The organism is Cytobacillus gottheilii (genome assembly GCF_900166665.1).
GTDB classification, from domain to species: Bacteria; Bacillota; Bacilli; order Bacillales; family Cytobacillaceae; genus Cytobacillus; species Cytobacillus gottheilii_A.
This window is the reverse complement of sequence record NZ_LT800494.1, coordinates 4,684,576-4,701,208: the sequence shown is the minus strand read 5'-3', so window position 1 is coordinate 4,701,208 and position 16,633 is coordinate 4,684,576. Positions and strand designations below refer to the sequence as shown.

Here is a 16,633-nt window from a genome sequence, read left to right as displayed (position 1 = left end):
GATGTATGGAAGAAGGGGAAAGTAATGGCAAAACGGAAAACGAAATTTATGTGTCAGGAATGTGGATATGAATCACCAAAATGGATGGGGAAATGTCCAGGCTGCGGTGAATGGAATAAGATGGTGGAGGAAGTTGAAAAGCCCGCTAATTCAAGAAGAGGGGCATTTGCTCACTCGCAGGGAATGGGGACAGCCTCGAAAGCTACTCCAATTACGACAATTGAAACGATATCAGAGCCACGGGTACTGACAGAATCACAGGAATTAAATAGAGTACTTGGAGGCGGTGTTGTTAGGGGATCACTCGTTTTAATAGGAGGAGACCCAGGAATTGGGAAGTCTACCTTGCTCCTTCAAGTCTCTTCACAGCTTGCGAAAAAGAATCACTCGGTTTTATACATATCCGGTGAGGAATCGATGAGACAGACAAAGCTGCGGGCAGACCGCCTCAGTATAACGTCTGAGCAGCTGCTTGTTTACTCTGAAACAAGTCTTGAAGAAATCAGCAGAACCATTGAACAGACCAGCCCTGCCTTTGTGATCGTTGATTCCATTCAAACGATTTACCATCCTGAGGTTACATCGGCTCCTGGAAGCGTTTCGCAAGTACGCGAGTGTACGGCGGAATTAATGAGAATCGCCAAAACAAAAGGGATTGCTATCTTTATTGTTGGCCACGTAACAAAAGAAGGATCGATTGCTGGGCCGCGGTTATTAGAGCATATGGTGGATACCGTTCTTTATTTTGAGGGGGAGCGCCATCACACATACCGAATTTTGCGTGCCGTGAAAAACCGGTTTGGTTCCACGAATGAAATGGGGATCTTTGAAATGAAGGAGATGGGCCTTGAAGAAGTGGCCAATCCGTCTGAAATCTTCCTCGAAGAAAGGTCTGAAGGTGCAGCAGGCTCCACGGTCGTTGCTTCAATGGAAGGTACTCGTCCGGTTCTAGTTGAAATTCAAGCGCTAATTTCGCCGACAAGCTTTGGGAATCCAAGAAGAATGGCCACAGGGATTGATCATAATCGAGTCCCGTTATTAATGGCTGTGTTAGAAAAAAGAGTAGGTCTTCTTTTGCAAAATCAAGACGCCTATCTAAAAGTAGCTGGCGGTGTAAAGCTTGATGAACCAGCCATTGACTTAGCAGTTGCGGTGAGCATTGCTTCAAGCTTTCGGGATAAGCCGACCCGTGCGACAGACTGTGTCATTGGAGAAGTGGGATTAACAGGTGAAGTCCGCCGCGTGTCCCGAATCGAACAGCGTGTACAAGAAGCTGCAAAGCTTGGTTTTGAACGAGTAATCCTTCCCGCCAATAATATCGGAGGCTGGCAAGCTCCTGCAGGTGTTCAGCTCATAGGCGTTAACTCAGTTAGTGAGGCATTAAATGAAGCACTAGGGAGGTAAATATGGAAGCAAAAAAAGCGGACGAGAAAAAGATCACCAAAGTCCTTCGCTTTATGGCCCCTGGAACACCAATCCGTGAGGGGATTGAAAACGTTCTGCGAGCCAATACGGGAGGACTGATCGTCTTAGGCTCCAAAGAGCAGACAGACGGAATCGTAGAAGGCGGTTTTCGGATTGATTGTCCGTTTACTCCCAGCTATTTATATGAGCTGGCCAAGATGGATGGAGCAATTATTTTAAACGAGGAAGGAAGTCGTATATTAGTAGCGAATGCTCAGCTTGCGCCAGACCGAGGCATCCCTTCAACGGAAACAGGGATGAGGCACCGCACAGCTGAGCGTGTTGCTAAGCAGACTGGTGCGTTGGTTATTGCAGTATCACAGCGGAGAAACGTCATCACGCTTTACCAAAGCTCTCTGCGGTATGCATTGCGAGATATAGGTGTGATTTTAACCAAAGCAAATGTAGCTGTGCAAACACTTGAAAAATATAAGGCGGTTCTTGAACAAAAAATCACGGATTTAAGTATGCTTGAATTTGAGGAAGCGGTTACTTATACTGATCTTGTAAATGTACTGCATAGTGTATCCATGGTGTTTAGAATAAAAAACGAGCTGCTGACATTCCTTTGCGAGCTCGGCACAGAAGGCAGGCTAATTCGGCTGCAAATGGATGAGTTATTGACCGAATTAGAAAAAGAGGCTGAGTTTATTATTAAGGATTACGCCTTTTCACCTAAAGTGAGTGCAAAAGAAGTTCTCTCTTCACTTCAGCAAATTTCAAACGGAGATCGAGCAGAAGACAGTGTAATTATGAAACTTCTCGGATATCAAGGATACATTCATCTTGAAGAAATGAAGCAGCCAAGAGGATATAGAATGCTAAATAAAGTGGCGCGCTTGCCATCCATTATTATTGTAAATTTAATAGAACAATTTCAGGAGCTGCCAAATATTATGGCTGCTACGATTGAAGAACTGGATGATGTTGATGGCATTGGAGAAGTGAGGGCAAAAAAAATAAAAGAGGGCTTAAAACGTATAAAAAACCAAGTTTTTTTAGATAGACATGTATAGAGACCATTGAACTATAAATTTGGTTGTGCTAAAATGGTTGGTTATTATTTGACACCTCATGATGTTCGATGCTAACCTATTGATATACCTTATCAACTGGAAAATGCCTTATGTGGATTGGTTTTGTAGAATAACATTTGTGTTACAAAAATAAAATTATCTGTAATAGAAGGTTTCGATTTGAAAAAATTGTTTATAATGATTAAAAGGAGGTGAGGGAATGTTAAAACGTATTGTACAGGCATGCTTCCTTATTACTGGGGTCGCGCTTGGAATCTTTTTAATTCCTCAATTATTATCGTTTGTTGCCTTAGACGGGGTTTCTTGGTTAAATAATCCATATATATCCGGTGTGTTAGGTGCCATTATATTTTATCTTATTACTTTTTGGGCGGTTGATTATGTTGTCAACTTTGTGCGCTGGACAGAGGAATCGCTCGTTAAGGTTCCCATTACTGATATTATTTTTGGAAGTGTTGGACTAGTATTTGGGCTTGTGATTGCGTTTCTTATTGGTTTTGCGCTCTCAGAGTTTCCTATCATAAATACAGTTGCACCGATTGTATTAACACTGCTATTTGGATATCTGGGCTTTCAGGTAGGCTTTAAGAAGCGGGATGAACTATTAACACTCTTTACAAGTAAGAAAAAGAAAGCGGCTGAAGAGGAAACTGAAAAAACAGCCCCTAAAACGCTGAAAATTCTAGATACAAGTGTCATTATTGATGGTCGAATTGCAGATATCTGCCAGACAGGCTTTTTGGAAGGAACAATTGTGATCCCGCAATTTGTTCTCGAGGAGCTGCAGCATATTGCAGATTCTTCTGATGTACTCAAACGAAATAGAGGACGCCGCGGTTTAGATATCCTTAACCGTATCCAAAAAGAACTTTCCATAAAGGTAGAAATATATGAAGGTGATTTTGAAGAAATTCAAGAGGTGGACAGTAAGCTTGTTAAACTAGCTAAAATATCTAATGGTGTTGTTGTCACAAATGACTTTAATTTAAATAAAGTTTGTGAATTACAGCAGGTAGCGGTTCTTAATATAAATGATCTTGCAAACGCTGTAAAACCAGTTGTTCTTCCAGGAGAAGAGATGAAAGTCCAAGTCATTAAAGATGGCAAGGAGCAAAACCAGGGAATTGCTTATTTAGATGATGGAACGATGATTGTCGTAGAAGAGGGACGAAATTATATCGGTAAACATATCGATGTTCTTGTTACCAGCGTTCTGCAAACTTCTGCGGGAAGAATGATTTTTGCTAAACCCAAACTATTAGAAAAAGCATTATAATAAAGTGATTGATAGAGCTGTTTTGCTAACAGCTCTTTTCAAATTGTGCGATGATAAACGGTTTTTTACAAAGAGTTACTAGAAAAGATCCTTAAAGTGTAAGAGGAATCAATGGATAAACAGTAAATTATGATTGATTGCTGTTTTGCTCTCTTTCTAGTGAATTGAATATCTGATAGAATGATGATGTTATAAAAGGTAGATATTGACCAAATGGATAGGAGATTACAATGGGTTATGAAGTGATCATTCCTGCAGCCGGGCAAGGAAAAAGAATGGAAGCTGGGAAAAACAAGCTGCTGCTCGAGCTTCGGGAAGTCCCTGTGCTTATACATACATTAAAGGTGTTTGAACAAGATCCAAATTGTGGAGCGGTACATCTTGCAATCCATCCAGACGATGAAGGGGAAATGAGAAAGCTCCTGCAAAAATATGAGATAAAAAAAGTTGCGTCTCTAATCCATGGCGGAAAAGAGCGCCAGCATAGCGTGTATCATGTGGTGAAGGAACTAGTTGGAGAAGGCATTGTTTTAGTGCATGATGCAGCAAGGCCGTTTGTTGAAATAGACGCCATAAGCCGCCTGGTAGAGGCAGCAGAAGAAACAGGTGCCTCTATTTTAGCTGTGCCTATGAAGGATACCGTTAAAAAGGCAAATGAAGGCTTGGTCTCAGAAACGATTGAGCGGGCAACTCTATGGTCTGTGCAAACTCCTCAAGCATTCCGCCTGACTATGCTGTTTGATGCTCATGAACGAGCTGTAAGAGAAAGTTATGTAGGAACAGATGATGCAAGTCTGGTAGAACGAATAAACGGAGATATAAAAATTGTTGAAGGCAGCTATGACAACATAAAGCTGACGACACCCGAAGATCTGTACTTTGCTGAAGCGATTATGAATAAAAGAGAGCAAGGTAAAAAGAAAAAGTAAATGTTTGGTTTTACGCTTAGCCCTCTTGTTCAAACAGAGGTTTTGCCAAAGCCTTTCAATTGTATAGAAACAGAGGATTAGCATCATACATCTTAAGGATATTTCTAAAAAGGAGTTGAATGGAATGTTTCGTATTGGACAAGGATTTGATGTACATCAGCTGACAGAGGGAAGACCTCTTATCATCGGCGGGATTGAGATACCATATGAAAAAGGGTTATTAGGACATTCGGATGCCGATGTGCTATTGCATACAGTAGCCGATGCCTGTTTAGGTGCAATTGCAGCTGGGGACATCGGAAAACATTTTCCTGATACAGATCCTGAATTTAAGGATGCTGACTCTGCCAAACTTCTGCAGCATGTGTGGGCATTGGTTAAAGAAAAAGGTTATGAGCTTGTTAATGCAGATTGTACGATCATTGCTCAGATGCCGAAGATGGCGCCGCATATTGATAAAATGAGAGAAAGAATTGCATTTTTGTTAGAGACAGAAATTGAGAACATTAATGTGAAAGCAACAACAACTGAAAAGCTTGGTTTTCCTGGCAGAGGTGAAGGGATTGTTTCCCAGGCGGTTGTGTTATTAAAAAAGCGCGAAAGCTAATGCAGCATTAGCAGCTTAGAGAAATTACGAAAAATGAAGCGAAAAAATAAGGAGGCACTATGATGTCAAATAATATCCGTGTCCGTTATGCACCAAGTCCAACTGGACATTTACATATTGGAAATGCACGTACAGCTTTATTCAATTATTTATTTGCACGCAGGCAAGGCGGAAAATTTATTATCCGCATTGAGGATACTGATAAGAAGCGCAATATCGAAGGCGGAGAAGAGAGCCAGCTTAAATATCTAAATTGGCTTGGAATCGATTGGGATGAAAGTGTAGATAAAGAAGGAGAGTATGGTCCTTATCGTCAATCTGAAAGAAATGACCTTTATCAAAAATATGCACAAGAATTGCTGGAGAAGGGTCATGCTTATAAATGCTACTGCACAGAAGAAGAGCTGGAAGCAGAACGCGAAGCACAGATGGCAAAAGGTGAAAATCCAATTTACTCTGGAAAGTGCCGCAATTTAACGGATGAACAAAGAGCAGCATTAGAAGCAGAAGGCAGAAAGCCGAGCATCCGATTCCTTGTCCCAAAAGGGGTTGTATACTCTTTTGATGACATGGTAAAAGGACAGGTATCGTTTGAATCAGACGGCATTGGTGATCATGTAATTGTGAAAAAGGATGGGACTCCAACATATAATTTTGCAGTAGCTGTCGATGATCATCTAATGGCCATCTCACATGTTCTACGCGGAGATGATCATATTTCAAACACACCAAAGCAATTAATGATTTATGAAGCTTTAGGCTGGGAGCCTCCTGTTTTTGGTCATATGACTTTAATTGTCAATGAAAGCCGAAAAAAATTAAGCAAGCGGGATGAGTCCATCATTCAATTTATTGAGCAATATGAAGAGCTTGGCTATTTACCGGAAGCTCTCTTTAACTTTATTGCACTGCTTGGCTGGTCGCCTGCTGGAGAAGAAGAAATCTATAGTAAAGAACAATTTATTGATTTATTTGACGCAAGCCGTCTTTCTAAATCCCCAGCACTGTTTGATAAACAAAAATTAACATGGCTGAACAATCAGTATATGAAAAAGATTGATCTGGATCGACTTGTCAGCCTTTCTCTGCCGCATCTAGTGAAAACCGGAAAAGTAGAGGAACAGCTATCACCTGAAAAACAAGAGTGGGTGCGAAAACTCATTGCTTTGTACCAGGAAAAAATGAGCTTCGGTGCTGAGATCGTCGAAATGTCTGAACTGTTTTTTACCGAGGAAATGAATATAGAAGACGAAGCAAAAGAAGTGCTTTCTGGCGAACAGGTGCCGGAAGTGTTAAATGCATTCTTAGTTGAAATTGAAAAGCTTGAGCCGTTTGCTGCTGATGGAATTAAAGCAGCAATGAAGGCTGTACAAAAGCAGACAGGACAAAAAGGGAAAAACTTATTTATGCCGATACGTTCTGCAACAACAGGCCAGACACATGGTCCGGATCTGCCGCAGGCCATTGAGCTTTTAGGTAAAGAAAAAGTAAAAACCAGAATCATGAGCATTTTAGGTTAACATATTGGGAAAAATGTAATATAGTAAATATAATTAAAAATAATTTAAAGCGTGGAAGAGGAAAAGTAGGGAAATGAAGCTTTTTAGAGAGAACCATCACCGGCTGAAAGTGGTTCAGGCCTCTCATTTTTTGAAGTGCCCCTCTGAGCCCTGTATCGAACGATAAGATAACTCTTTAGAAAAGAGTGCTGTAGATATAGGCGGAACCTATCCGTTATTAGGCTAAAGTTGAGGCATGATCGTTCAAACGATTAGTCTAAACAGAGTGGAACCGCGGGTAAAACGTCTCTGTCATTTGACAGGGGCGTTTTTTATTTTGATCAAAGGTAAGGGAATGATAGCGGAGGAGTTTTCCATGTTTGTCTTTTACTCATTAGCAAATGGCAGCAGTATTCAGTTTCCTGATTTACACGCGCAATATTCCAAGACACACGGATAATATTTCCCGGAAAATACTATTCGAGAAAAGCAAATCGCCCAGAGGAGGGGTGTTTATGTTTAAGCGAATGAAAGAGGACATTGGAGTGGTTTTTGAACAAGATCCCGCTGCACGAAGCAGTTTGGAGGTCATCTTAACGTATTCTGGTTTGCATGCTGTTTGGGCACACAGACTTGCTCATAAGTTTTACAAAAAGCGATTTTATTTCCTGGCAAGAATGATTTCACAGCTCAGCCGGTTCTTCACCGGAATTGAAATTCATCCTGGTGCAAAAATAGGGAGGAAATTCTTTATTGATCATGGGATGGGAGTTGTTATTGGAGAAACATGTGAAATTGGAGATAATGTCACAGTTTTCCAAGGAGTAACATTAGGCGGAACAGGCAAGGAAAAAGGAAAGCGGCATCCAACTATTTTGGATAATGCCCTTATTGCGACAGGAGCTAAAGTACTGGGCTCGATTACGATAGGGGAAAATGCAAAAATCGGCGCTGGCTCAGTGGTGCTTCACGATGTTCCTCCTAATTCAACAGTGGTTGGGATTCCGGGACGAGTGAAGGTGCAGGATGGTGTGAAGATCAAGGATTTAAATCACACGGATTTGCCGGATCCGCTTTTTGATCGAATGAAAGAAATAGATGAGGAACTTTTAGCCTTAAAAAATGAATTAGAGTTGTTAAAGAAAGAAAGGAGCAAAGTATAATGGCTATTCAGCTTTATAATACATTGACAAGAAAAAAAGAACCGTTTATTCCTTTAGAGGAAGGGAAAGTGAAAATGTATGTATGCGGACCAACGGTTTATAACTATATTCATATAGGGAACGCCCGTCCGCCAATTGTATTTGATACAGTGAGAAATTATTTAACATATAGAGGCTACGATGTACACTATGTTTCAAATTTCACAGATGTTGACGATAAGTTAATTCGTACAGCGAAAGAATTGGGCGAAGAAGTGCCGCAAATTGCGGAGCGTTTTATTGATGCTTATTTTGAAGATGTAACAGCTCTAGGATGCAAACGTGCAGATGTTCATCCGCGTGTAACTGAAAGCATGGATATTATCATTGAGTTTATTCAAACGCTAATTGATAAGGGCTATGCATATGAATCAGAAGGAGATGTATACTTCCATACGCGAAAATTTGATGGGTATGGAAAGCTTTCACATCAGTCTATAGATGAACTTCGAGTTGGTGCTCGGATTGCAATTGGAGAAAAGAAGCAAGATGCACTGGATTTTGTATTGTGGAAATCAGCCAAAGAAGGCGAAATCAAGTGGGATAGTCCTTGGGGCCAAGGACGTCCAGGCTGGCATATCGAGTGCTCGGCAATGGCGAAAAAATACCTGGGAGATACGATTGATATTCATGCTGGCGGCCAAGATCTTTCATTCCCGCATCATGAGAATGAAATCGCTCAATCGGAGGCTTTAACAGGAAAAACCTTCGCACGCTACTGGATGCATAATGGCTATATTAATATTGATAATGAAAAGATGTCGAAGTCATTAGGTAACTTTGTCCTTGTGCACGATATTATTAAGAAGCATGACCCGCAAGTATTAAGATTTTTTATGCTTTCTGTTCACTACCGTAATCCTATTAATTACAACGATGAACTTCTCGAAAACACAAGAGTTGGATTAGAGCGCATCCGTACTTCGTATGAAAACTTAAAGCACCGCAAACAGGCAAGTGCGGAACTGACAGATCATAATGAAGAATGGCTGCAAAAGATCAGTCAGCATCATGAAGAATTCATTACTGCAATGGACGATGATTTTAATACTGCAAATGCTATTTCTGTTCTATTTGAACTTTCTAAGCTTGCTAACTACTATCTGATGGAGAAAAACACTTCTGCAGCTGTTATTGATGCATTTTTAAAGGAGTTTGAAGATTTATTCTCCGTTTTAGGCCTTTCACTTGAAAAAGAACAAGAAGAACTGCTTGATGAGGAAATTGAACAATTGCTGGAGCAGAGAATTCAAGCAAGAAAAGACCGTAACTTCCAGCTGGCAGACGATATTCGCGACAAGCTAAAGGAAATGAATATCATTCTTGAGGATACAGCTCAAGGGACCAGATGGAAGAGAGGCTGAACAAATGCTCAGCTACAGTGAAAAATTAGATGAAAAACAATTAAATAGTCTTGCGCTTGCCTATATGGGAGATGCTGTTTATGAGATATATGTACGAAGGCATCTTTTGCAAAGCGGAAAAGTAAGACCGCATCAGCTTCATAAAGAAGGTACACGATATGTGTCAGCAAAGGCTCAAGCCCATGTTATACATGGTTTTCTAAATGAAGGTCTGCTTTCGGAGGAAGAGGAAGCAGTTGTGAGAAGAGGCAGGAACGCTAAGTCAGGAACCATTCCTAAAAACACGGACGTCCAAACCTATCGCTACAGTACAGCGTTTGAAGCGTTGGTCGGTTATTTATATTTAGCAGACAGAGAGCAGCGGCTTGAGGAATTAATACAAGCCGCATTCCGCTCCGTCGAACTAAAGGAAGGAGGCAAATAGAATGAGTCAGGATTTTATCATTGGTAAAAACCCGGTTATAGAAGCGTTAAAATCGGATCGGGATATTAATAAAATTTTTATAGCTGAAGGTTCCCAAAGCGGCCAGATGCAGCAAGTAATCGGTTTAGCAAAAACAAATGGCGTGCTTGTTCAATTTGTACCGAAAAAAAAGCTGGATCAGCTTGTTGAAGGAACACATCAAGGAGTTGTAGCGGCAGTAGCAGCTTATCAGTATGCAGAGGTGGACGAGCTTTTTGCTCGTGCTGAAGAAAGAAATGAAGATCCTTTCTTCCTGCTGCTTGATGAAATCGAAGACCCTCATAATCTTGGATCGATTATGCGGACAGCTGATGCTGCAGGAGCGCATGGTATTATCATTCCAAAACGAAGAGCCGTAGGACTGACGGCAACTGTAGCGAAAGCATCCACTGGTGCCATTGAGCATATACCGGTTGCACGGGTGACCAATATGGCCAGAACAATCGATGAATTAAAAGAACGTGGTGTATGGATTGCAGGAACAGACGCATCCGGTAAGCAAGACTACAGACAATTTGATGGAACTATGCCGCTGGGTTTAGTAATCGGCAGTGAAGGAAAGGGAATGGGCAGGCTGATTAAAGACAAATGTGACTTTTTGCTGAGTTTACCGATGGCTGGACATGTAACATCTTTGAATGCATCTGTTGCTGCAGCACTGCTTATGTATGAGGTATACAGGAAACGTAATCCTGATGTACGATAATGGATATTTTGATTGTAGACGGCTATAACATAATTGGCGCCTGGCCAGAGCTGGATGAGCTTAAAAAGAAGGATTTAGCTTCGGCCAGGGACAGGCTAGTGGAAAAAATGGCTGAATATCAAGGGTATACTGGGTTTCGGGTCATTATTGTGTTTGACGCGCATTTTGTAAAAGGAACGGAAAAAAAGTATAAAAACTATAAAGTGGAAGTTATTTTTACGCGGAATAACGAGTCGGCAGATGAACGAATTGAAAAGCTTGCGAGTGACCTGAATAACATCCGGACGCAAATTCATGTGGCTACTTCTGATTATACGGAGCAATGGGTGATTTTTGGCCAAGGCGCTTTACGGAAGTCAGCCCGCGAGCTGCTCAATGAGATGAATGTCATTGAAGGTAAAATTCAAAAAAAGGTCAAAAAAATCCAAGAGAAAAGACCGTCTTCTAAAATTGCTCTCCCGGATGAAGTGGCAGAAATTTTTGAAAAATGGCGCCGAGGGAAGGAATGAGCGGTTGACGCTTGAAAAAAATGTACTGTATAATATTTCTATCCATGCTTGTACGGTCGGAGGGATCTTAGTGAGTACTGACTTCAAGACGAATGATGATAACAACATTGCCTTTTTGGAGCTTGAGGATGAAGAGCTGATTGAATTGGTGCATAAGGGTGAGAGTCAAGCGTTAGATTACTTGATTCATAAGTATCGCAACTTTGTAAGAGCAAAGGCAAGGTCCTATTTTTTGATTGGTGCAGATAAGGAAGATATTGTACAGGAAGGCATGATTGGTCTTTATAAAGCGATCCGCGACTATAAAGGCGACAAGTTATCTTCTTTTAAAGCCTTTGCAGAATTATGCATTACCAGACAAATTATTACCGCCATCAAAACAGCCACACGGCAAAAGCATATCCCTTTAAACTCATATGTATCTTTGGACAAGCCTATTTATGATGAGGAGTCAGACAGAACGCTGATGGATGTCATTTCTGGTGCAAAGGTGATGGATCCAGAGGAACTGATCATCAACCAGGAGGAATTTGACCAAATTGAAGTAAAAATGTCCGAGCTGCTGAGTGACCTGGAACGAAAAGTCCTTGCTCTATATTTGGACGGGCAATCATACCAGGAGATTTCCGAAGAACTTAATCGTCATGTGAAATCGATTGATAATGCGCTGCAGCGAGTAAAGCGCAAGCTTGAGCGATATTTGGAAGTTCGAGAGTTTTCTCTGTAAATATAATTTAGAATTTTGCAGTTATTGACATCATTTGTCGCCCGTGGTACAGTTTTAAAGACGTAAATGAAAGTGTAGCAGGTGGAGACTATGCAAAAAAAAGCTGTTTTAGCGTGTTCACAATGCGGAAAAAGAAATTATTCTACATCTGCGAGCAAAGATGGAACGCGGCTGGAATTTAAAAAGTTTTGCAGCACATGCAGTACGCATACAGTACATCGAGAAACAAAATAAGCGTAGAAAATTTGCGGCTGCTTACGCCAGAATGGTTTTTTTAGTACAAGTCATTCGAAAGATAAGTACAGCTAAGCCTCTGTTTACGCCTTTTTTCGGTAAGGTTACTTATTTGATCTTAGAATAAATAGCACATTAATGTGGGCTTTTAGGATATATCTCTTGAAGTTGGGGGTTACGAAATGCAACGCATCGTGAATTTTTTCCGTGAAGTTGGACGGGAAATGAAAAAGGTCAGCTGGCCAAAACGCAAAGAACTTACAAAGTATACAGTTACTGTATTATCAGTTGTTGTGTTCTTTTCAGTGTTTTTCGCTGTGCTTGATCTTGGAATTTCCGAATTGATTCGTTTAATTCTTGAATAACCCCTGTGATTCCATGGTATAATGGAAAATAATACAGGTCAAATTCGCAGAAGCCCGGAAACGGGTTTTTTCATTTGGTTAAAAAATGAAAAGCGAAGAGATGGAATCAGCATCATCTGCGTAAGTAGATATGTACTTGTTTGTAAACAATCGCTGGCTGAAGATTGTGAAATAAAATTATGAAATTGCAGGGAGGGAAGGACGAACAAGTCCTCTTGAATGGAAAAGAATTGGTATGTTGTTCATACGTACTCTGGCTATGAAAATAAAGTAAAAGCAAATTTGGAAAAACGGGTCGAATCGATGGGGATGCAAGATAAAATCTTCAGAGTTGTGGTTCCAGAGGAAGAAGAAACAGATTTTAAAAACGGGAAAAAGAAGGTTGTTAAACGCAAGGTATTCCCAGGGTATGTTCTAGTGGAAATCGTCATGACTGATGACTCATGGTATGTTGTCAGAAATACGCCAGGTGTAACAGGCTTCGTAGGTTCTGCAGGATCTGGATCAAAACCAACCCCTCTTCTGCCGGAAGAAGTTCAGGTCATCCTCAAGCGTATGGGTGTGGACGAAAAACGAGTTGATGTTAACTTCGAGCTTGGTGAAACTGTACAAGTTCAAGAAGGGCCTTTCGCTAACTTTACAGGTACGATTGAAGAGATTGATAAAGATAAAGCGAAAATCAAAGTGCTAGTGAACATGTTTGGCCGTGACACGCCTGTTGAACTTGATTTTTCTCAAATCGAAAAAATTTAAGGGTAATCAGACGGCTGTCTCAGATGAAGAAGGTGTGGAGGTCATTCGAACGAGGGCTTTTCGCATCTTTAAGCAGGCGGTTTTATGATTAACTTCATATATTTTCAAAAAAACTTGAAATCAGTTTGGGAAAGTGGTAGAATTTCAAAGGTCAGTATGTCTCGGAATGAGACCGGACAATTGTTAGTTCTTTATCTTAATATAAAGAATATGAGTTGAGTGGGAGGGTTTATTCCCTATTACCACATCACGGACTTTAAGGAGGTGTGTCTCGTGGCTAAAAAAGTAATCAAACTTGTTAAGTTGCAAATTCCTGCAGGTAAAGCGAATCCAGCACCGCCGGTAGGTCCTGCACTTGGTCAAGCCGGTGTTAATATCATGGGATTCTGTAAAGAGTTTAACGCTCGTACAGCTGAACAGGCTGGCTTAATCATTCCTGTTGAAATCACGGTGTTTGAAGACCGTTCATTTACATTTATTACGAAAACTCCGCCTGCTGCTGTTCTTCTTAAGAAAGCTGCTGGAATTGAGTCTGGTTCTGGTGAACCAAACCGTAATAAAGTAGCAACAGTCAAGCGTGACAAGGTACGCGAGATTGCTGAAACAAAAATGCCTGATCTAAACGCTGCAAGTGTTGAAGCTGCAATGCGTATGGTTGAAGGTACTGCACGCAGCATGGGTATTGTTATCGAAGACTAATCCCTGCTGTAATTGATGAGGTTGCGACGCTGAATTTGGTTTCACGCGCAACCTTTATTAGTGCGGACGCTTTATGAGTTGTCCGAACGCTTTCTTAACAGGAAAGCTGTTTCGTCACGTGGGAGGTTATTCCGCTAAAACCACAATATAGGAGGAAATTTTAAAATGGCTAAAAAAGGTAAAAAGTTTATCGAAGCTGCAAAGCTTGTTGATAACACTAAAGCATACCCGGTTGTTGAAGCAATCGAGCTTGTTAAAAAAACAAACTTCGCTAAATTTGATGCAACTGTTGAAGTGGCATTCCGTTTAGGTGTAGATCCTAAGAAAGCTGACCAGCAAATCCGTGGAGCAGTTGTGCTTCCAAACGGAACTGGTAAAACACAACGCGTTTTAGTTTTCGCTAAAGGTGAAAAAGCAAAAGAAGCAGAAGCTGCTGGTGCTGATTTTGTTGGCGATTCTGAATTCATCAACAAAATCCAACAAGGTTGGTTTGAGTTCGACGTTATCGTTGCAACTCCAGACATGATGGGTGAAGTTGGTAAGCTTGGGCGTGTATTAGGACCTAAAGGCTTAATGCCAAACCCTAAAACTGGCACTGTAACATTTGACGTTGAAAAAGCAGTAAATGAAATTAAAGCAGGTAAAGTTGAATACCGTGTTGATAAAGCTGGTAACATCCACGTTCCGATTGGTAAAGTATCTTTTGAAGATACAAAGCTAGTTGAAAACTTCAACACAATCTTCGATACTATGCTTAAAGTAAAACCTTCTGCTGCTAAAGGCACATACATGAAGAACGTTTCTGTTACTTCTACAATGGGCCCTGGCGTAAAAGTAGATCCATCTTCTGTAACAGTAAAATAATTACAGAGTTTGGTTAAAAAAGGATTTGACAAACAATAATACATTTAGTAATATGTATTTTGTTGTGAAAAATAAATAACATTTGTACCGAAGACAGCAGGTGCTTATAGCTTAATTTCCTGCCGAGGTCATACGATAGATTGATTGCTTACATTAGCTATTGTATACAACCTCCATGTCTCTTTCGGATATGGAGGTTTTTTATAAGCCGGCCGGTATAAATGCAGAAATTCTACAGGAGGTGTAAGGATGAGCAGCGTAATCGAACAAAAGAAACAAATCGTAGAAGAAATTGCTGATAAATTTAAAGCAAGTTTATCAACAGTTGTTGTTGACTACCGTGGTCTTTCTGTTGCAGAAGTAACTGAACTTCGTAAGCAGCTTCGTGAAGCTGGCGTAGAATTTAAAGTGTACAAAAACTCTTTAACTCGCCGTGCAGCTGAAGCAGCTGAACTTACTGGTTTAAACGAATCGCTTACTGGTCCAAACGCAGTAGCGTTCAGCACAGAAGATGTTGTTGCTCCAGCGAAAATCTTAAACGATTTCGCGAAAAAGCATGAAGCATTAGAAATCAAAGCAGGTGTCATTGAAGGTAATGTTGCTTCAGCAGAAGATATTAAAGCTCTTGCGGAACTACCATCCCGCGAAGGTTTACTTTCTATGCTACTCAGCGTACTTCAAGCTCCAGTCCGCAACCTTGCTCTTGCTGCAAAAGCTGTTGCAGATCAAAAATAAGAACAAGGCGCGTAAGTTAAATTACTCGTTAAACTAATAGATTCAAACCAAATATAAGGAGGAAACATACTCATGACTAAAGAACAAATCATTGAAGCAGTTAAAAATATGACTGTTTTAGAACTTAACGACTTAGTAAAAGCAATCGAAGAAGAATTTGGTGTAACTGCTGCTGCTCCTGTAGCAATGGTTGGTGGAGCTGCTGCTGGCGGTGCTGCTGAAGAGAAAACTGAATTTGATGTGGTTCTTGCTTCTGCAGGCGACCAAAAAATCAAAGTTATCAAAGTTGTTCGTGAAATCACAGGCCTTGGTCTTAAAGAAGCGAAAGAACTTGTTGATAACACTCCTAAAGCTCTTAAAGAAGGCATTTCTAAAGAAGAAGCTGAAGAAATCAAAGCTAAGCTTGACGAAGTTGGAGCTGGCGTAGAAGTTAAGTAATAATGTTAAAAAGCCCGCTGTTAAAGCGGGTTTTTTTCCACTTATGCATTCTTTTTTTCTTCTATATTATAGAAGTAATTTCGAACTCTCCGTCCTTAATTTGTATGATTAATCTTCTACTTTATCCCCGCCCGGAGGTGATATTATGTCTGAGCATTACTATTCCCAAACTCAAAAGGTAGAAAGTCAGCCGAAAACATGGCGTTATTCATTGAATGGAAGCTCTTTTGTTTTTAAAACAGACAATGGTGTCTTTTCGAAAGCAGAGGTTGACTTTGGTTCAAAGCTGCTAATTGAAACATTTATGGAGCCTCAAATAGAGGGGAACATTCTGGATGTAGGCTGCGGGTATGGACCTATCGGATTGTCGGCAGCTAAGAAATTGAGTACTCGGACTGTTCATATGGTCGATGTGAATACTCGTGCTCTTGGTCTTGCAAAGGAAAATGCTGAGTTAAATCATATTAAGAACGTTCATGTGTATGAAAGTGATCGCCTTGAAAAGGTAAAAGGAAATAAGTTTGCTGCTATTTTAACGAACCCGCCTATTCGTGCAGGGAAGCAAGTTGTGCATGAAATATTTGAGCAGAGTTATGAAGCGTTACTCCCCGAAGGAGAGCTTTGGGTCGTTATTCAAAAAAAGCAGGGAGCGCCTTCTGCAATAGAGAAATTAAGTGACCTTTTCCCTGAAGTAGAAACGGTTGTGAAGAAGAAAGGCTATTTTATTATTAAAGCAAAAAAAGATTGACTTGACATTTTCGC

At 40.6% G+C, this 16,633-nt stretch carries 20 protein-coding genes and 1 other annotated feature; all 20 genes read left to right on the top strand.

The window, feature by feature from the left end:
* Positions 1-24 precede the first annotated feature (24 nt).
* The 20 genes from radA (at position 25) to B7E07_RS23020 (ending at position 16,619) form a co-directional block, all read left to right on the top strand.
* Positions 25-1,404, top strand: coding sequence for a DNA repair protein RadA (gene radA / locus B7E07_RS23115; protein ID WP_080849058.1), 1,380 nt, complete (start codon positions 25-27; stop codon positions 1,402-1,404).
* Between the two features lie 2 nt (positions 1,405-1,406).
* Entirely contained in the window at positions 1,407-2,480 is a 1,074-nt protein-coding gene (gene disA, locus B7E07_RS23110; RefSeq protein ID WP_080849057.1) for a DNA integrity scanning diadenylate cyclase DisA, read from the top strand.
* A gap of 220 nt (positions 2,481-2,700) precedes the next feature.
* Positions 2,701-3,777: a PIN/TRAM domain-containing protein gene (locus B7E07_RS23105; protein WP_080849056.1), complete on the top strand. Its 1,077-nt coding sequence runs from the start codon at positions 2,701-2,703 to the stop codon at positions 3,775-3,777.
* Between the two features lie 230 nt (positions 3,778-4,007).
* Positions 4,008-4,706, top strand: coding sequence for a 2-C-methyl-D-erythritol 4-phosphate cytidylyltransferase (gene ispD, locus B7E07_RS23100; RefSeq protein WP_080849055.1), 699 nt, complete (start codon positions 4,008-4,010; stop codon positions 4,704-4,706).
* Between the two features lie 124 nt (positions 4,707-4,830).
* On the top strand, positions 4,831-5,313 hold the full coding sequence (gene ispF / locus B7E07_RS23095; RefSeq protein WP_080849054.1) for a 2-C-methyl-D-erythritol 2,4-cyclodiphosphate synthase: 483 nt from the start codon (positions 4,831-4,833) through the stop codon (positions 5,311-5,313).
* Between the two features lie 62 nt (positions 5,314-5,375).
* Positions 5,376-6,833 carry a glutamate--tRNA ligase gene (gene gltX, locus B7E07_RS23090; RefSeq protein WP_080849053.1) on the top strand — a complete coding sequence of 486 codons (1,458 nt, stop codon included), beginning with the start codon at positions 5,376-5,378 and terminating at the stop codon, positions 6,831-6,833.
* A gap of 494 nt (positions 6,834-7,327) precedes the next feature.
* The gene (gene cysE, locus B7E07_RS23085) at positions 7,328-7,975 is read left to right on the top strand and encodes a serine O-acetyltransferase (protein ID WP_066441632.1); all 648 of its coding nucleotides are present in this window, start codon (positions 7,328-7,330) and stop codon (positions 7,973-7,975) included.
* Positions 7,975-9,378, top strand: coding sequence for a cysteine--tRNA ligase (cysS, locus tag B7E07_RS23080; protein ID WP_080849052.1), 1,404 nt, complete (start codon positions 7,975-7,977; stop codon positions 9,376-9,378). The genes cysE and cysS overlap by 1 nt, the downstream gene beginning before the upstream one ends.
* A 4-nt stretch (positions 9,379-9,382) precedes the next feature.
* Positions 9,383-9,802 (top strand): Mini-ribonuclease 3, encoded by a 420-nt coding sequence (locus tag B7E07_RS23075; protein ID WP_080849051.1) that lies wholly within the window; start codon positions 9,383-9,385, stop codon positions 9,800-9,802.
* A 1-nt stretch (position 9,803) separates the two neighbouring features.
* Entirely contained in the window at positions 9,804-10,547 is a 744-nt protein-coding gene (gene rlmB / locus B7E07_RS23070; RefSeq protein ID WP_080849050.1) for a 23S rRNA (guanosine(2251)-2'-O)-methyltransferase RlmB, read from the top strand.
* Entirely contained in the window at positions 10,547-11,056 is a 510-nt protein-coding gene (locus B7E07_RS23065; protein ID WP_066441623.1) for an NYN domain-containing protein, read from the top strand. Before rlmB ends, B7E07_RS23065 begins: the two co-directional genes overlap by 1 nt.
* A 70-nt stretch (positions 11,057-11,126) precedes the next feature.
* Positions 11,127-11,783 carry an RNA polymerase sporulation sigma factor SigH gene (gene sigH, locus B7E07_RS23060; RefSeq protein ID WP_066441614.1) on the top strand — a complete coding sequence of 219 codons (657 nt, stop codon included), beginning with the start codon at positions 11,127-11,129 and terminating at the stop codon, positions 11,781-11,783.
* Positions 11,784-11,873: 90 nt separating this feature from the next.
* Positions 11,874-12,017, top strand: coding sequence for a 50S ribosomal protein L33 (gene rpmG / locus B7E07_RS23055; protein WP_080849049.1), 144 nt, complete (start codon positions 11,874-11,876; stop codon positions 12,015-12,017).
* A gap of 182 nt (positions 12,018-12,199) precedes the next feature.
* A complete protein-coding gene (gene secE / locus B7E07_RS23050) occupies positions 12,200-12,382 on the top strand; it encodes a preprotein translocase subunit SecE (protein WP_066441612.1) in 183 nt (60 codons plus the stop codon).
* Positions 12,383-12,601: 219 nt separating this feature from the next.
* Positions 12,602-13,135, top strand: coding sequence for a transcription termination/antitermination protein NusG (gene nusG / locus B7E07_RS23045; protein WP_066441609.1), 534 nt, complete (start codon positions 12,602-12,604; stop codon positions 13,133-13,135).
* A gap of 273 nt (positions 13,136-13,408) precedes the next feature.
* Complete coding sequence (gene rplK, locus B7E07_RS23040) at positions 13,409-13,834, top strand: 50S ribosomal protein L11 (RefSeq protein WP_009336545.1); 426 nt, start codon at positions 13,409-13,411, stop codon at positions 13,832-13,834.
* Positions 13,835-13,999: 165 nt separating this feature from the next.
* The gene (rplA, locus tag B7E07_RS23035) at positions 14,000-14,698 is read left to right on the top strand and encodes a 50S ribosomal protein L1 (RefSeq protein WP_080849048.1); all 699 of its coding nucleotides are present in this window, start codon (positions 14,000-14,002) and stop codon (positions 14,696-14,698) included.
* A 69-nt stretch (positions 14,699-14,767) separates the two neighbouring features.
* Positions 14,768-14,910, top strand: a sequence feature (ribosomal protein L10 leader region).
* A gap of 37 nt (positions 14,911-14,947) precedes the next feature.
* On the top strand, positions 14,948-15,433 hold the full coding sequence (rplJ, locus tag B7E07_RS23030) for a 50S ribosomal protein L10 (RefSeq protein ID WP_080849047.1): 486 nt from the start codon (positions 14,948-14,950) through the stop codon (positions 15,431-15,433).
* Between the two features lie 72 nt (positions 15,434-15,505).
* The gene (gene rplL, locus B7E07_RS23025) at positions 15,506-15,871 is read left to right on the top strand and encodes a 50S ribosomal protein L7/L12 (protein ID WP_080849046.1); all 366 of its coding nucleotides are present in this window, start codon (positions 15,506-15,508) and stop codon (positions 15,869-15,871) included.
* Between the two features lie 145 nt (positions 15,872-16,016).
* Positions 16,017-16,619 (top strand): class I SAM-dependent methyltransferase, encoded by a 603-nt coding sequence (locus tag B7E07_RS23020; protein ID WP_080849045.1) that lies wholly within the window; start codon positions 16,017-16,019, stop codon positions 16,617-16,619.
* The last annotated feature ends 14 nt before the right edge of the window (positions 16,620-16,633 follow it).

Coding starts and splice junctions, on each gene's coding strand:
- radA (WP_080849058.1), top strand. CDS start 25: ATGGCAAAACGGAAAACGAAATTTATGTGTCAGGAATGTGGATATGAA.
- disA (WP_080849057.1), top strand. CDS start 1,407: ATGGAAGCAAAAAAAGCGGACGAGAAAAAGATCACCAAAGTCCTTCGC.
- B7E07_RS23105 (WP_080849056.1), top strand. CDS start 2,701: ATGTTAAAACGTATTGTACAGGCATGCTTCCTTATTACTGGGGTCGCG.
- ispD (WP_080849055.1), top strand. CDS start 4,008: ATGGGTTATGAAGTGATCATTCCTGCAGCCGGGCAAGGAAAAAGAATG.
- ispF (WP_080849054.1), top strand. CDS start 4,831: ATGTTTCGTATTGGACAAGGATTTGATGTACATCAGCTGACAGAGGGA.
- gltX (WP_080849053.1), top strand. CDS start 5,376: ATGTCAAATAATATCCGTGTCCGTTATGCACCAAGTCCAACTGGACAT.
- cysE (WP_066441632.1), top strand. CDS start 7,328: ATGTTTAAGCGAATGAAAGAGGACATTGGAGTGGTTTTTGAACAAGAT.
- cysS (WP_080849052.1), top strand. CDS start 7,975: ATGGCTATTCAGCTTTATAATACATTGACAAGAAAAAAAGAACCGTTT.
- B7E07_RS23075 (WP_080849051.1), top strand. CDS start 9,383: ATGCTCAGCTACAGTGAAAAATTAGATGAAAAACAATTAAATAGTCTT.
- rlmB (WP_080849050.1), top strand. CDS start 9,804: ATGAGTCAGGATTTTATCATTGGTAAAAACCCGGTTATAGAAGCGTTA.
- B7E07_RS23065 (WP_066441623.1), top strand. CDS start 10,547: ATGGATATTTTGATTGTAGACGGCTATAACATAATTGGCGCCTGGCCA.
- rpmG (WP_080849049.1), top strand. CDS start 11,874: ATGCAAAAAAAAGCTGTTTTAGCGTGTTCACAATGCGGAAAAAGAAAT.
- secE (WP_066441612.1), top strand. CDS start 12,200: ATGCAACGCATCGTGAATTTTTTCCGTGAAGTTGGACGGGAAATGAAA.
- nusG (WP_066441609.1), top strand. CDS start 12,602: ATGGAAAAGAATTGGTATGTTGTTCATACGTACTCTGGCTATGAAAAT.
- rplA (WP_080849048.1), top strand. CDS start 14,000: ATGGCTAAAAAAGGTAAAAAGTTTATCGAAGCTGCAAAGCTTGTTGAT.
- rplJ (WP_080849047.1), top strand. CDS start 14,948: ATGAGCAGCGTAATCGAACAAAAGAAACAAATCGTAGAAGAAATTGCT.
- rplL (WP_080849046.1), top strand. CDS start 15,506: ATGACTAAAGAACAAATCATTGAAGCAGTTAAAAATATGACTGTTTTA.
- B7E07_RS23020 (WP_080849045.1), top strand. CDS start 16,017: ATGTCTGAGCATTACTATTCCCAAACTCAAAAGGTAGAAAGTCAGCCG.